Raw genomic sequence first — 13,638 nt, 5'->3', positions numbered from 1 at the left:
GGTGACGCTGCTGCCCCCGCGCCGGCGCCGGGTCATGCGCCTGGCGCTTCCGGTCATGCTGGGCATGCTCTCCCAGAGCGTGCTCAACCTGATCGACGCGGCCATGGTGGGATCGCTCGGCGAGGTGGCGCTGGCCGGCGTCGGCGTCGGCGGCTATGCCATGTTCATGATGACGGCCCTGGTCTTCGGGCTTTCTTCGGCGGTGCAGTCGCAAACCGCCCGGCGGCTGGGCGAAGACGCCGCCGCCCCGGCCGGGCCGCTGAACGGCGGGCTGCTGCTGGCGATACTCATGGCCGCGCCGCTAAGCCTTGCGGCCTGGTGGCTGGCGCCTGCGCTGATCGGATTGATGACACCGGCGCCCGAGGTGCAGGCAGCGGGCGTGAGCTACTTTCGCTGGCGCGTCGCGGCGCTGCTGGCGGTAGCCATGACCCTGTGCCTGCGCGGCTACTGGAACGGCCGCCAGCAAACCGGCATGTACCTGCGCATTATTCTTTGCGTTCACGCCTTCAACGTACTGGCAAGTCTGGGGCTGATCTTTGGCCTGGCTGGCCTGCCGGCCATGGGCGCCGAAGGCGCCGGAGCGGGTACGGCGCTGTCGCTGTGTCTGGGGCTTTGTCTGTGGCTGGGCGTGAGTTTCAGGGGCGCGCGGGCGCACGGATTCCTCGCCTGCCTGCCGACGCCAGGTCGCTTTTTGCGCCTGGCGGCGCTGGTCTGGCCGCACTCGCTGCAGCAGCTGTGCTTTGCCGCCGGCTACGCCGTGCTGTTCTGGATGCTGGGCCGGGTCGGCACCCAGAGCGTGGCCGTGGGGCATATACTGATCAACCTTTCCCTGCTGCTGGTGCTGCCCGGCGTCGGCGTGGGCGTGGCCGCCATGAGCCTGGTAGGCGACGCCCTGGGCCGCGATGCCCGCGGCGATGCTCACCGCTGGGGGCTCGATGCCCTCGGGCTTGCCTGGCTGTTGCTCGCGACGCTGGCGCTGCCCATGCTGGCCTTTCCCCGGCCGATACTCGGGCTGTTTTTGCACGACGCCGCGCTGATCGAGCTGGGGGCGCTGCCGCTTCGCCTGACCGGAGCGATGATCGTGCTGGACGCCGCCGCCCTGGTGCTGGCCCAAGCGCTGATGGGCGCCGGCGCCCAGCGCACGGTGATGACGCTGACGCTTTCCATGCAGTGGCTGGTATTTTTGCCCGCGGCCTGGGGGGTCGGCGTTGCCGGCGGCTACGGGCTTTTGGGGATCTGGCTGGCCCAGCTGGGTTATCGGGTGCTCAACTCGCTGGGGTTTCTGTGGATATGGCAGCGCCGCCGCTGGGCGATACCGGAGGCTGAGCCTGCCTAGCCGCGGCGTTTTTGCTGGCGCTCGCGGTTATTGGCCTTGGCGCGCTGGCTTTTACGCAGCATGACCCAGGTCGCTCCCAACCCGCCGCTGGCCTGCTGGGCCGAGACGTAGGCCTGTACCTGGTCAAACTGGGTCAGCCACTTGGCCAAATACGAGCGCAACACGTTGGCCGGGCTGTCGATTTCGCGCCCGCGGCCGTGCACAATCAGCACCGAGCGCAGATCGTTGCGACAGGCGTCTTCCATGAAGGCAAAGAGCCGCTGCCGGCACTCGCCCAGCGGCAGGCGCAGCAGATGCAGCTGGGCCTGCACCGGGTAGCCGCCGTGCTTGAGTTTGTCGGCCACGCCCCGCTGGATACCGTCGCGGCGAAACGCCATGGGGTCGGCGGGCGGCAGCAGGTCGACAAAATCGTCCGAGAGAAAATTACGCTCGCCGATATGTTCTTCGGCGGCGGCGCGGCGAGCCTGCCCGGCATCGGCCGAGACCGGCGGAACTTTACCCGGATCGGCGCGATTATCGCGCTTGAGCGGGGCTACGTCGCCAACCAACGCCGCAAACTTCGTCTGGTCACGCTGTGACTGGTTCATGTTAATCCCTCCGGCTGACGACACATGACGTTATTCAGCTTACCCCGGCCAAGCTTATCAAAACCTTCACAGCGGCTTAAGCGGGCGGTGAAAACCGGCCTCGGGCTTGCCGGCATTCTGCTGCTGGCCGCGGCCACCTGGTGGTGGTTTGTCTGGCTGAGCCCCTGGGGCTATGAGCGTCCGGCCCACCTTGCGCCGGTAGCGCCAGGGTCGCATCAGGTCTTTGTCTACGGCACCCTGCGCTACGCCCCGGTGCGCTACCTGATCATGGGCTCCGCCGGCAACACCGATGACGCCACCCTGGTCGGCTACCGACGCTGCGGGCTGAACATTGCGCCGGCCCCGGGCGGGCGCGTCCCGGGGAAGGTATTCAGTGTCTCCGCTGCCGAACTCTCCCGCCTGGACCGCTACGAGCGGCTGGGCAGGCGCTACACGCGTCTTGCGGTCACGCTAGCCGACAAGACCCGGGCCTGGGTTTACCGGCGGCTCGACGCCACTGCCCCCGGGCAAACGCCCATCGGCTGCCCCGGCTCTGATACCATGGACGCCGATACCTCATCCCTTACGCACACCGCCACTGACGCTCACCAGGGAGCCCGTTAATGAGTGCCGAACTGCCGTATATTCTTGTGTTGTACTATTCCCGCTCCGGAGCGACAGCCACCATGGCGCGCCAGATCGCCAAGGGAATCGAAAGCGTGCCCGGCATCGAGGCGCGCCTGCGAACGGCGCCGCCGGTGTCGCCGGTGTCCGAGGCAGTGGCGCCGGAAATCCCCGAAGAAGGCGCGGTTTACGTCGACCACGATGATCTGCGCCATGCCAGCGGTCTGGCGCTGGGCAGCCCCACCCGCTTTGGCAACATGGCCTCCCCGGTCAAGTATTTTCTCGACACCACCAGCGGGCTCTGGCTTAACGGCGCCATGGTCGACAAACCGGCCTGCGCCTTCACCTCAACCGCCAGTCTTCACGGCGGCCAGGAAACCACGCTGATCTCCATGCTGCTGCCGCTCTTGCACCACGGCATGGTCTATGCGGGTATCCCCTACAGCGAAACGGCGCTTTTGGAAACCCGGGGCGGCGGCACGCCCTACGGGCCCAGCCACGTGGCCGGCCCGCGCAGCGATCGCCCGGTGGACGATCACGAACGCGAGCTCTGTGTGGCTCAGGGCAAGCGCATGGCCCGCCTGGGCCTGGCGCTGCATGCCATGCGGGAGGCCGAGTGATGCGTCAGTGGCTGGAAGAGCTGGAACGCCGGCGGGGCCTGGCTACCCTCACCCGTCATTCACGTCATCTCGTCGTGGCAAGCTTTGCCCTGCTGCTGATGCTGATGGTGTATCGCGGTCTGATGATTCAGGGCGACGCCGGCTTCAACTGGCGCCCGATCGTCGCCTTTGTCCTGCCGCTGGTGCTGTTTTTGCCTTCGATTCTCGGCAGGCGCCCTCGCGGGCACGCCTGGCTTGCGTTTGTCAGCCTGCTGTATTTTATGCAGGGCGTGATGGTGGCCACGCTACCCGGGCAGCACTTTCGCGGCGTACTCGAGGCCGGAGTGGCGCTGGCGCTGTTTGCCGGCTGCATGGGCTACGCGCGTTTTCGCAGCCGGCTGCTGCGCGAGCGTCCCGGCGGCTGAGCTGGATTCGTCAGCCATCCCCTAGTTGGGGCGACCCAAAAACTCTTGCCCAAAGCGCGAAGCGCGGCGGCCGGGGAGTGCCGGATCTTCAAGTGCTAAGCTTATTAGGCTAAGATGATGGGGTGTTACCGCCGTAACCCCATGTGCCAGGAGCACTTGGGCACAACGCTAGAGTAAAACGCTAGCGTAAAAATGACAGTCCGGCCGTTATGACGATGCCGTAATGACGACAAGGGAGATGCCTGATGCGTATCATGAAAACCGGCCTGAGTGCCGCAGTCTGTGCCGCCCTGCTGGCCACGAGCGTCACCGCCAGCGCCGTTGAGCCCGAAGATGCCATTCATTACCGCCAGTCGGCGCTAGGGGTCATGGGCTGGCATTTTGGCCCGATTGCCGACATGGCCAAGGGCGACATCGAGTATGACGGCGACGAGTTCGCGCGTCGGGCACAGAACGTCGCCAATCTCGCCAGCATGCCCTGGGAAGGCTTTGTTGACGGCAGCTATGAGGACGGCGGCCACGGCGTGGATACTGATGCGCTGGCAAAGATTGCCGATAACCCGGATGATTTTGAGCAAAAGCAGCAGGATCTGATCGACGAGTCGCAGAAACTCGCCACGGTTGCCAAGGACAAGGACTTTCAAAGCTCGCGTGCCCAGCTGTCCAAGGTGGGCAAGACCTGCAAGAACTGCCACGACGACTACCGCGCCGAGTAAAACGGGCAAGGGCCGGAAAGATCCGGCTGCCTGAGGACAGGCTGCGTATCCGGACGGGAAGCCACGGCTTCCCGTTTTTGTATCCGTACGCTACCAGAACCACCAGGTGAGACTGACGCCCAGGGCACAGGCAATGGCCAGCAGGCCCAGCCACAGCGGGCGTGCCGCCAGCCGGGATGAGCTCGGGTCGGCGTCCATGGGCGGGCCGGGCAAGCGCTTGTTGCCGGTAAACATGGCGCCCACCAGCTTTTCACCCAGCAGCCGATGAAAGATAACGGCACCAATGTGAAGGCCGATCAGGATCAGCAGCAGCGTGCTGTTATAGCGATGCAGGGTAAGCAGCGTTTTGCTGGTGTCGGCCCCCAGCGCGCCGTAGAGCGGCGCCTCAAAGAAAATGTCGTCGCTCAAAAACAGCCCGCTTACACCCTGGAACGTCAGCGAAAGCAGCATGACAAGCACCATCCAGCCGCCTATGGGGTTATGCCCGGCGTAGGGTTTGGGGCGTCGCTTTATCAGACTCCAGGCGTAGCCAAGCGAAATGCGCGGCGAGCGCAGAAAGGTGGTGAAGCGGGCAAAAAAGCTGCCGAAAAAACCCCACAGCCAGCGAAAGGTTAGGAGCCCGAGCGTCACGTAGCCGGCCTTGGCGTGAACCGCTGCGGGAAACAGAAACGGCTCGCCTGCGGTTTTCATGGTGTAAAATGATACCAGCACCGACATTACCAGCGCCCAGTGAAAAAACCGCACATAAAGGTCCCAGACACGAATACGCTGCATCGCTCCACTCCCGTTCATACCCGCCTATATGGATATAGCAGTTTCGCATTTATTCAGGCTTTCTCATAGAATAACGCATGGTGAAAAACCGTGGCTCGGTGCCGCAGCCGATCGGGCTGAGCATAGGGTTATTGGCAACAGGCCAGGTCAACACGGGTCGGACAACACAGGGCTACCAGGGAGGCAGAAACGTGATCAGCCAAGCGTGGCGCGAAGCCGGCAAGCAGACGCTGCCGGTCATGTTCGGATATTTGCCGCTGGGAGCCGCGTTCGGCATCGTGGCAATCGAGGTGGGCATTCCCTGGTACGCGGCAGCGGCGATGTCGATCATCATCTATGCCGGCGCCGGCCAGTTCCTCGCGACCACGCTGCTGGCCGCCGGGGCCGGGCTGACCGAAGTCGCCGTGGCCACCATGATGCTCAACTCGCGCCACGTGTTTTACGGTCTGTCGCTGCTGAAGCGTTTTCAGGGTGCCGGCTGGCGCAAGCCCTACATGATTTTCGCCCTGACCGATGAGACCTATTCGCTGTTGACCAGTCAGCAGGCCTATACCCACGCGCTGGGGTTCCGCATCAGCCTGCTCAATCATCTCTGGTGGTTTACCGGCACCCTGATCGGCGTTGCCGTGGGTAGCGCGCAGCTGTTCAATAGCCAGGGGATCGAGTTTGCCCTGACCGCCCTGTTTATCGTGCTGACGCTTGAGCAGGCTCGGCGGCTCAAGCAGGCGCTGCCTTTTCTCATTGCGCTGGTGACCGGGCTTGGCGCCGTACTGCTGCTGCCGGACCGGCATTTACTGCTGGGCGCAATTGGCAGCGCCAGTTTATTGCTGCTGGCGCACTACCGTCATGATCGGCGCCGGGAGAGTCATCATGCTTCTTGATCCGGTTTGGCAACTGATTGTGGTCTGCGCGCTGGCGACCTTTGCCACTCGCTTGCTGCCCTTCGTGGCGCTGTCTCGCCAGGCCGATCACCCCTTGATTCTGCACCTCGGGCGCTATCTGCCGCCGGCGGTCATGCTGATCCTGGTGATCTATGCGCTGCGCGACTTTACCCCGCTGGCAGGCGACTGGCAGCTCAACATGGGGGATGACGGCCTGCCGCTGGTCCTGGCTTCGCTGCTGGTGGCGGGGCTACACCTGTGGCGGCGCAACGCCCTGCTTTCGATTGTGCTGGGTACCGCTAGCTATATGCTCATGGTCCAGCTTAGCTGGGTGGGTTGAGCTTTGTTTCCATAGCAGCCAACATGGCTCCTACATTCAAGAGAGAAAACCCATGACACGCGACATAGCCGATATCAGGCGTGACTATGAAGGCGGTCGTCTCGACGAGTCGCAAACGCCCGACGAGCCGTTGGCACTGTTCGACGAATGGCTGACCCTCGCGCTGGAAAAGGAAGGGCATGAAGGCAACGTCATGACCCTGGCCACTACCGACAATCAGGGGCGCCCCCACGCACGAATCGTGCTGCTCAAGGGCTTCGACGCTCACGGTATGGTCTTCTATACCAACTATCACAGCCACAAGGGCAGCGAACTTGGCAACGTGCCCTTCGCCGCGCTGACCTTCTGGTGGCCGTCGCTTTCCCGCCAGGTACGCGTTGAAGGCAGCGTCGAGCAGGTCGACAGCGACGAGTCCGACGCCTATTTCCAGGGCCGCCCGCGTAGCAGCCAGCTGAGCACCTGGATTGCCACTCAGAGCGTGGTGATCCCCGACCGCAACTGGATCGAAGAGCGTCAGCAGCGTTTCGAGCGGGCCTACAGCGATCAGGAAATCCCCCGGCCCATCCACTGGGGCGGCTACCGCGTGGTACCCGACATGATCGAGTTTTGGCAGGGCCAGCCCAGCCGGCTGCATGACCGTATCCGCTACGAGCGCCGCGATAGCGAAAGCTGGCAGCGGTTTCGCCTGGCGCCCTGAAAAAACGGCCACCGGCTGTGGTCAGCTCGAGGTTTCCAGCCGGTGGCGCTGCCACTCGTTCTCCGGCTCGTTGAGCCGCAGCGTGGCCTCGACCACCTGCTCTTCCATGTCATAGCGGCACCGGAACCCCAGGTGCTTCATCAGCGCGCGCATGGGATGGTTATTCATCATGATAGTGCCGGTCATCTCGATGATGCCGATGTGGCGGCAGTAGCTGATCATCTTGTGCATCAGCAGGCTGCCGATGCCGAGCCCCTGGAGATCGTCGCGAATGATGATGGAAAACTCCGTGCGCAGATTGTCGGGGTCGTTCCACACGCGCACCACGCCCAGCATCTGGCGCTCTCCCGCCTCCGGCCGGTGTTCGGCGATGAAGGCCATCTGGCGATCGTAGTTGATGTGGGAAAGGATCGACAGGTCCCGCTGGGACAGATCCGCCTTGTTGTGGAAATAGCGAAAGCGGATGCTCTGCTCGGAGAGCTTGCGGTGAAAGGCGCTGATCAGCGGCGCGTCTTCGGCGCGAACCGGGCGCACTTCTACCGGCCAGCCGTTTTTCAGCGTCGTCCACTCTCTGAGCTCTTCCGGGTACGGCATGATGGCAAAGCGCGCCGGCTTGCCCAGATCCATGGCAAAGTCCACCGCCACCATGCCGTCGCGGTTGAGCAGCAGCGGGTTAAGCTCGAGCCCCTGCAGCTCCAACAGATCCGTTGCCATCTGCGAAAGCTTGACCAGCAGCTCGCACAGTCGCTGGATATCGCGCGAAGGCAGCGACGAGTGCTCGCGTATCAGCGAGGCGACATGGGTGCGCCCCACCATATCGGCGGCCAGGCTCATGTTCAGCGGCGGCAGCGCCACCTGTCGGTCGGCCAACACGTTGACCTTGTACCCGCCGATGCCGAAGACAATCAGCGGGCCGAAGACAGGATCCCGGGTAATGCCGGCACACACCTGGGTAGAATGCTTGCCCCGCTGCATGGGCTGCAGACAGTACTCGCGAATGGCGTAGTCGGGGAATTTCTCGCGCACCTTGTCGCCCAGGCGCGTTATGCCGTCGGCGACCTGCTCCGGCGTCTCCAGATCCTGCAGCAGCCCGGCGGAAATCTTGTGCGGATGCCGGCGATAGCGAAACGGTCGGCAGTTGCCCTCGTGAACGATCTTCAGCGCTTTGGGCCCGCTGATCCGGTCGGCTTTTTCTTGCGCCTCTTGTGCCGTGTGCAGATACAGGCTGGGTGCTGTGGGTATGCCGTAGGCTTCCAGCACCTGGGCCGTTTCACCGTGGGTCAGGGTATGCCGAGCCTCGTCCCGGGCCGTCTGAATCAGCGCATGGCAGCGGGCGCGAATCGTGGCGCTGGTGGTAAACGGCAGGCTCGGCGGCGTTTCCTGCAGCAGCTTCTGCACGCGCTGGTAGTCCACCATGTGCATGAAGGCCTTGACCGCCTTTTCCGGGGAAATATAGGTAGGGATGCCGGCCTGGCTACAGGCGAGACGCGCGGCCTGGGCTTCCTTGAGGCCCATCCAGCTGGTCAGCAGATTGCGCCGAACCTTGGGGCGCTGGTCAATCAGGGCTTCGGCCGTTTCCCGGGACGGTGCCAGGCGGGTTGCGGCGTGCACCAGAAGCACGGCATCCACCCCCGGGTCGGCGCTGACGATGGCAAGCGCTTCGACCAGGCGCGACGGCGTGGCGTTGCCGCTGAGGTCCACCGGGTTTTCCCCGGGCTTACTGATATCCAGGCCCTGCTGTTCCAGCGCCTGTCGGGTGTCGTCGCTGAAAACGGCCAGCTTGCCCCCGGCGCTGATCAGCTTGTCGATTGCCAGCATGGCCGGCCCCAGGCCGTTGGATACCACCGCCAGCCGATCGCCTTTCAGCGGGCGCATGCGCGAAAGCGTCTCCAGCGCATCGAGCAGCTCGTCGGAGTCGTCGACCCGCACCACGCCGGCTCGGGACAAAGCCGCGTCGAAGATCGTATCGCGCCGGGCGATGCCCGGCGTGACCAGCGGCTCATTCAGCTCCGAGGCCGTGGTGCGCCCGCTCTTGATGGCCACTACCAGACGGTTGCGCGAAGCATCCCGCAGCGCCGTCATGAAGTGCTGGGCATCGCGGATATGCTCAAGGTGCAACAGGATCGCCTGGGACGGCGAAAACTGGTTGATGTAGTCCAGCACGTCGGGGAGCAGCACGTCGACGCTGTTGCCCACGGTAATCACGTGGGAAAACCCCACGTCGCGCCCGGCCGCCCAGTCGATCATGGCGTTGGCCAGCATGCCCGACTGTCCCAGATAGGCGACTCGCCCTGCCTTGACCGGCTGGCTCGCGTAGGAAGCGTTCAGCTTTTTGCCGGGAACGATAACGCCCATGCATTCCGGTCCCAGCAGGCGAATGCCCGACGCCCGGGCGGCCCTGAGCATGCGCGCCTTGATCGAACCGTGACGGTGAGTGTCGCGATCCAGATGGGCACCGCCGGAGAGCACCAGCGCCGCCCTGACGCCCAGCTCTCCCAGCTCGTCGATCAGCGCCGGCACCCCTTCGATGGCGGTACAGATAACCGCCATATCCGGAATGGCCGGCAGATCGCGCACCCGCGCCACGCAGGGGACACCGAACACTTCGTCGTAGCCCCGCCGATTGACCGCCCAGAGCCTGCCCCGAAAGCCGCCTTCCTGAACGTTGCGCAGCACCAGGCCGCCCAGGGATTCAAACTTTTCCGAAGCGCCGATAACGGCAAGCGATGCCGGCTGTAGAAAATGATGCAGAAACTTGGTGCTCACTTGGGTACTCCCCCCGGGAATCGTGTCGTTACGACCTATGGGCACTATGACACATCCCGGCTTTAGGCTTAAGCTGTCCCGAGCCACAGCGGAGCTCCGACATGATCACTGCCTATATCACGCACCCCTCTTGTGCCCTGCACTATATGGGGCCGGAACACCCCGAATCGCCAAAGCGTCTGGAAGCGATCAGCGCGCGTCTGGCGCTTGCCGGGCTACTGCAGCAGACCATGCAGTCGGATGCCAAGGAGGCCGGCCGGGAAGATCTGGCCAGGGTGCATCCAGGCGAGCACCTCCAGGCGCTCAAGGACGTGGTGCCCCACCAGGATATCGTCATGCTCAATGACGACACCCTAATGAATCCGGAGAGCCTGAAAGCAGCGTCAATGGCCGCCGGGGCCGCGCTGCGGGGCGTGGATCAGGTGTTTCGCCACCAGGCCGACAACGTCTTTTGCGCGGTCCGCCCGCCGGGTCATCACGCCGAGGCAGCGGCGACCATGGGCTTTTGCTTTTACAACAACGTGGCCGTGGCGGCCGCCTATGCGCGCAAGCGATACTCGGCGCGGCGCATTGCCATTCTCGATTTCGACGTGCACCAGTGCAACGGCACCATCGATATTTTCAAGCAGGACCCGAACATACTGATATGCAGCAGCTTCCAGGCGCCCTTCTATCCCTGGCGGTACCTGGAAGACGACTACCACAACGTGGTGAATACGCCTCTTGAAGCGGGCACCCGCGGAGAGGCGTTTCGCCAGGCCATAGAAGATCAGTGGCTTCCGGCGCTGCACGCCTTCAAGCCCGATCTGGTGCTGCTGTCGTCGGGGTTCGATGCCCACCGCGATGACCCCATGTCGAATATCGAGCTGGAAGATGAAGATTTCTACTGGGTGACGCGGCTGGCCCTGGAGATAGCCACGCTGTATGCGGACGGTCGGCTGGTGTCGGTGCTGGAAGGCGGCTATCACCTGGATTCGCTGGCAAGCGCTACCCTGGCTCACGTCAAGGCACTGCTGGGGCTGCCCTTTGCCGATGCGGCCTAAAGGCAGTTGGTGGGCTTGGGCAGCCCGGCAATGCGAGCGGCACGCTTGGCGGGGCTGCCGGGAAAAAGCGACATCACATAGATCGAACGCCCTTTTTCCTCGCCCAGCTCCAGCTGCTGCTTGATCGCCTTGATCCAGGCGCGCATGGCCGGCGCCATCTCAAAGCGAGCGTAAAAGTTTCGCAGCACCCAGATGAGCTCCCAGTGGGCCTCGGTCAGCGTGATACCGTCTTCTTCGGCCAACGCCTCTGCCACGCTTTCTGTCCAGTCATCCATGTAGACAAGATAGTCTTCGGGATCCAGCGGAATTTTTTTATTATTGATATGGAGATAACGGTATATTTTTACTTCAGCCATACTCAGTACCAGCTAACAACCTGCCGCGCCCTGGCGGTTAGACTGACAAAGCCTTCCATGCTGACGGTGTCAATGTCGCGCTTGTGTGCTTGGCTGCCAAGCCCCCGGGCGGCAAGGTCGTCCTCAAGCGCGTAAAGACGCCCGGCGCCGAGCCCGAGACCTTCCCAGTCGGCATCAAGCACGGCGTAGACGCCGTCTTCGATCAGCAGCAGCGCATCTTCTGCCGCCATAGCCGCAAGCGCCTGGGCGCTTGCCTGGCCTGCATCCGGAGGACAGTTGAGGATATGCAGTATCATTATCGGCCCTGTGTCATCTTTTGCGGGAACCGGGGCTGTCAAAACGTCAGGACCTGCCCGGCCTCATGGAGCAGCGTCTTCACGGCGTCGGCGTCAAGCAGCCGCGTGTTGGCTATCAGGTCACGTCCGTCGAGCCCGCGGGCGGCGGCGTCTGCGGCGGGCAGGTAAAGCGTATCGATATCGTACATTTCCAGCATCTCGATGATCGGCAGCGCAGCCTTCTGACCCGGCGCGCCGGGCGCTTGCCCGGGCAGCAGCGCCAGAACGCCCTGCCCCATGAACAGCGGCACTACCGGCTTGCCAAACGCCGCCCCGACCAGCAGCGCATCCAGGCTTTCGCGCAGCCTGACGCCCTGGTAAGGCGCGCTGCGTATCACGACAAGTAGCGTATTATCCATCGCGGGTGTCACTTCACAGAAGGGATTGATGGCCCGTTTACGAAAGCCTCAGGCGGCAAAGGTGATCAGCCGGTCGCAGCGCTGCTGAATGTCAAGCAGCTGCCCGAGCCCGGTCAGCGCAAAAGGGGGGGCGACGCTATGTTCGTCGTAGCCGTGCCGCGCCGCCTCTTCGGCGTTCATCAGGCCGCGGCGCAGTGCCGCGGCGATACAGACGTCGAGCTTTACGCCGTGCTCCCGATTCAGCTCGCACCAGAGCCGGTGCAGGTTTGCCTCGTCCTGGGGCGGCGTCATCAGAAAAGAGGCGTTGTGTACCCCCTCGCGGTAAAAGAAAACGCTGTCCAGCGTATGCCCCCCTTCCAGCAGCGCCCGAGCGAAGCGCAGCGCCGAATGCGGTGCCTGGCTGCTATAGGGCGCGCCCATGACCAGCAGTGCGTATTTCATCTGTCCCCCCCCCCATCATTCGGCCAAAAACAACGCAGGCCCTGGCATCAGAGCAAGCTGACGCACAAGGCCCGGCCGGTTTGAGAATATAGCGGAGCGCTTAATCGCTGCTCATGACGCCCAGCAGAGAAAGCAGGCTGATAAAGAGATTGTAGATGGACACGTACAGCGTAATGGTGGCGAGTATATAGTTGGTCTCGCCGGCGCGGTGCACCATCTCGCTGGTCTGATAGAGAATCGCTGCTGAAGAAAACAGCACGAAGCCTGCCGATACCATCAGCGACAGCGCCTGAATCTGGAAGACCAGCCCCGCCACCATGGCCAGAATCAACACGATAGCGCCGGCCATCAGGAAGTTGCTTAAAAAGCTGAAGTCCTTTTTGGTCACCAGCGCCACCGCCGACAGACCAAAGAAGGTCAGCCCGGTCATGGCAAGCGCCGTCATGATCAGCTCGGCACCGTTGGGCAGCGTCAAATAGGCCGAGAGAATAGGGCCAAGAGTAAAGCCCATGAAACCGGTAAAGGCGAAGGTCGCCACAAGCCCGGTGGCGGAGTTGGCCGTCTTGTGGACGAGAAACATCAGCCCGTAGGCGCCGATGAAAAATACCAGGATATTGATCCGCTCGATGCCCATGGCCATGGCGGCACCCGCGGTCAGCGCAGAAAACAGCAGCGTCATGGCCAGAAGCGCATAGGTATTACGCAGCACCTTGCTGGCACCGAGATCGCTTACGGCCTGCGTCGACTGCGATCTGGAAAGGCGTGATTCGTTGTAAGCCATGTGAAACATGCTCCGTTGGTCGTTTCTCAACAATCGACAAGCATGCCGCCCACAGGTTCCATACGCAAGCCTGAAAAGCCTTTATCGCCGCATGCGCATTCAACGCTTGCGGGCTTTGCGGGCGGGCCTACCCCCAAACGCCTTGAATACGCTAGCGTTTCGTCGGCTCTATCGCCGGCCGCCGGCGGGCACCAGGCTCCGCTCCACGCCGGATAGCGGCTTATAAAACAAAAAAAGCGCCGGCAGGCGCTTGATTTACCATGTTTTTGGCGGAGGGACAGGGATTCGAACCCTGGGTAGGCTACAAACCTACGCCGGTTTTCAAGACCGGTGCAATCAACCGCTCTGCCATCCCTCCGACGTGGGCGCATCCTACCAGCCCGCCGTTGAAAGTCAATGCTTTTCGTCGCGACCCGGCGCTTATTCGGACGGCGGCATGGCCTTTCGCTTTACTCACCACCAAAGATAAAAAAAGCGCCCGCAGGCGCTTTTTTTGCCAAGTTTCTTGGCGGAGGGACAGGGATTCGAACCCTGGGTAGGCTACAAACCTACGCCGGTTTTCGAGACCGGTGCAATCAACCACTCTGCCATCCCTCCGG

17 protein-coding genes and 2 tRNA genes are annotated in these 13,638 nt (G+C 63.0%); 9 read left to right on the top strand and 10 right to left on the bottom strand.

What is annotated here, in order from left to right; genetic code table 11:
• Position 1 precedes the first annotated feature (1 nt).
• Positions 2-1,336 (top strand): MATE family efflux transporter, encoded by a 1,335-nt coding sequence (locus P1P91_RS08220; RefSeq protein ID WP_311881873.1) that lies wholly within the window; start codon positions 2-4, stop codon positions 1,334-1,336.
• On the opposite strand, the gene smrA is transcribed toward P1P91_RS08220, so the two are convergent.
• Positions 1,333-1,923 carry a DNA endonuclease SmrA gene (smrA, locus tag P1P91_RS08215; RefSeq protein ID WP_311881872.1) on the bottom strand — a complete coding sequence of 197 codons (591 nt, stop codon included), beginning with the start codon at positions 1,921-1,923 and terminating at the stop codon, positions 1,333-1,335. The genes P1P91_RS08220 and smrA overlap by 4 nt on opposite strands.
• 87 nt (positions 1,924-2,010) lie before the next feature.
• Here smrA and P1P91_RS08210 point away from each other — a divergent pair, with 87 nt between their 5' ends.
• From P1P91_RS08210 to P1P91_RS08195, 4 genes are all read left to right on the top strand, one after another.
• A complete protein-coding gene (locus P1P91_RS08210) occupies positions 2,011-2,526 on the top strand; it encodes a gamma-glutamylcyclotransferase family protein (RefSeq protein WP_311881870.1) in 516 nt (171 codons plus the stop codon).
• Positions 2,526-3,146 (top strand): NAD(P)H:quinone oxidoreductase, encoded by a 621-nt coding sequence (wrbA, locus tag P1P91_RS08205; RefSeq protein ID WP_311881869.1) that lies wholly within the window; start codon positions 2,526-2,528, stop codon positions 3,144-3,146. Before P1P91_RS08210 ends, wrbA begins: the two co-directional genes overlap by 1 nt.
• Positions 3,146-3,550 (top strand): DUF2069 domain-containing protein, encoded by a 405-nt coding sequence (locus P1P91_RS08200; protein ID WP_311881868.1) that lies wholly within the window; start codon positions 3,146-3,148, stop codon positions 3,548-3,550. The genes wrbA and P1P91_RS08200 overlap by 1 nt, the downstream gene beginning before the upstream one ends.
• A gap of 245 nt (positions 3,551-3,795) precedes the next feature.
• The gene (locus tag P1P91_RS08195) at positions 3,796-4,266 is read left to right on the top strand and encodes a c-type cytochrome (RefSeq protein WP_311881867.1); all 471 of its coding nucleotides are present in this window, start codon (positions 3,796-3,798) and stop codon (positions 4,264-4,266) included.
• Between the two features lie 90 nt (positions 4,267-4,356).
• Here the strand turns inward: P1P91_RS08195 and P1P91_RS08190 are convergent, their stop codons facing one another.
• Complete coding sequence (locus tag P1P91_RS08190; RefSeq protein WP_311881866.1) at positions 4,357-5,040, bottom strand: cytochrome b/b6 domain-containing protein; 684 nt, start codon at positions 5,038-5,040, stop codon at positions 4,357-4,359.
• A gap of 191 nt (positions 5,041-5,231) precedes the next feature.
• Here P1P91_RS08190 and P1P91_RS08185 point away from each other — a divergent pair, with 191 nt between their 5' ends.
• The 3 genes from P1P91_RS08185 to pdxH are packed head-to-tail and all read left to right on the top strand — an operon-like array spanning position 5,232 to position 6,958.
• Positions 5,232-5,921: an AzlC family ABC transporter permease gene (locus P1P91_RS08185; RefSeq protein WP_311881865.1), complete on the top strand. Its 690-nt coding sequence runs from the start codon at positions 5,232-5,234 to the stop codon at positions 5,919-5,921.
• Positions 5,911-6,261 (top strand): branched-chain amino acid transporter permease, encoded by a 351-nt coding sequence (locus P1P91_RS08180; protein ID WP_311881863.1) that lies wholly within the window; start codon positions 5,911-5,913, stop codon positions 6,259-6,261. The genes P1P91_RS08185 and P1P91_RS08180 overlap by 11 nt, the downstream gene beginning before the upstream one ends.
• 52 nt (positions 6,262-6,313) lie before the next feature.
• A complete protein-coding gene (pdxH, locus tag P1P91_RS08175) occupies positions 6,314-6,958 on the top strand; it encodes a pyridoxamine 5'-phosphate oxidase (protein ID WP_311881862.1) in 645 nt (214 codons plus the stop codon).
• 21 nt (positions 6,959-6,979) lie between these two features.
• Here pdxH and P1P91_RS08170 read toward each other — a convergent pair whose 3' ends face one another.
• The gene (locus P1P91_RS08170) at positions 6,980-9,724 is read right to left on the bottom strand and encodes a bifunctional acetate--CoA ligase family protein/GNAT family N-acetyltransferase (protein WP_311881860.1); all 2,745 of its coding nucleotides are present in this window, start codon (positions 9,722-9,724) and stop codon (positions 6,980-6,982) included.
• Between the two features lie 101 nt (positions 9,725-9,825).
• On the opposite strand from P1P91_RS08170, the gene P1P91_RS08165 reads away from it, so the two are divergent.
• On the top strand, positions 9,826-10,767 hold the full coding sequence (locus tag P1P91_RS08165) for a histone deacetylase family protein (RefSeq protein ID WP_311881858.1): 942 nt from the start codon (positions 9,826-9,828) through the stop codon (positions 10,765-10,767).
• Here P1P91_RS08165 and P1P91_RS08160 read toward each other — a convergent pair.
• The 7 genes from P1P91_RS08160 to P1P91_RS08130 form a co-directional block, all read right to left on the bottom strand.
• Entirely contained in the window at positions 10,764-11,123 is a 360-nt protein-coding gene (locus tag P1P91_RS08160) for a TusE/DsrC/DsvC family sulfur relay protein (protein ID WP_311881856.1), read from the bottom strand. The two genes, P1P91_RS08165 and P1P91_RS08160, sit on opposite strands and share 4 nt — an antisense overlap.
• A gap of 2 nt (positions 11,124-11,125) precedes the next feature.
• Positions 11,126-11,419 carry a sulfurtransferase complex subunit TusB gene (gene tusB, locus P1P91_RS08155; RefSeq protein WP_311881855.1) on the bottom strand — a complete coding sequence of 98 codons (294 nt, stop codon included), beginning with the start codon at positions 11,417-11,419 and terminating at the stop codon, positions 11,126-11,128.
• 38 nt (positions 11,420-11,457) lie between these two features.
• On the bottom strand, positions 11,458-11,817 hold the full coding sequence (tusC, locus tag P1P91_RS08150; RefSeq protein ID WP_311881854.1) for a sulfurtransferase complex subunit TusC: 360 nt from the start codon (positions 11,815-11,817) through the stop codon (positions 11,458-11,460).
• A 48-nt stretch (positions 11,818-11,865) separates the two neighbouring features.
• A complete protein-coding gene (tusD, locus tag P1P91_RS08145; protein WP_311881853.1) occupies positions 11,866-12,258 on the bottom strand; it encodes a sulfurtransferase complex subunit TusD in 393 nt (130 codons plus the stop codon).
• A gap of 100 nt (positions 12,259-12,358) precedes the next feature.
• Positions 12,359-13,039, bottom strand: coding sequence for a Bax inhibitor-1/YccA family protein (locus tag P1P91_RS08140; protein ID WP_311881851.1), 681 nt, complete (start codon positions 13,037-13,039; stop codon positions 12,359-12,361).
• A 267-nt stretch (positions 13,040-13,306) separates the two neighbouring features.
• Positions 13,307-13,397: transfer RNA gene (locus P1P91_RS08135), tRNA-Ser, on the bottom strand.
• A 148-nt stretch (positions 13,398-13,545) separates the two neighbouring features.
• A tRNA-Ser gene (locus P1P91_RS08130) sits at positions 13,546-13,636 on the bottom strand.
• Positions 13,637-13,638: the final 2 nt, after the last annotated feature.

This window comes from Halomonas piscis, from assembly GCF_031886125.1.
GTDB classification, from domain to species: Bacteria; Pseudomonadota; Gammaproteobacteria; order Pseudomonadales; family Halomonadaceae; genus Vreelandella; species Vreelandella piscis.
Note: the sequence above shows the minus strand (reverse complement) of the source record. Positions and strands in the feature narration are given on the sequence as shown.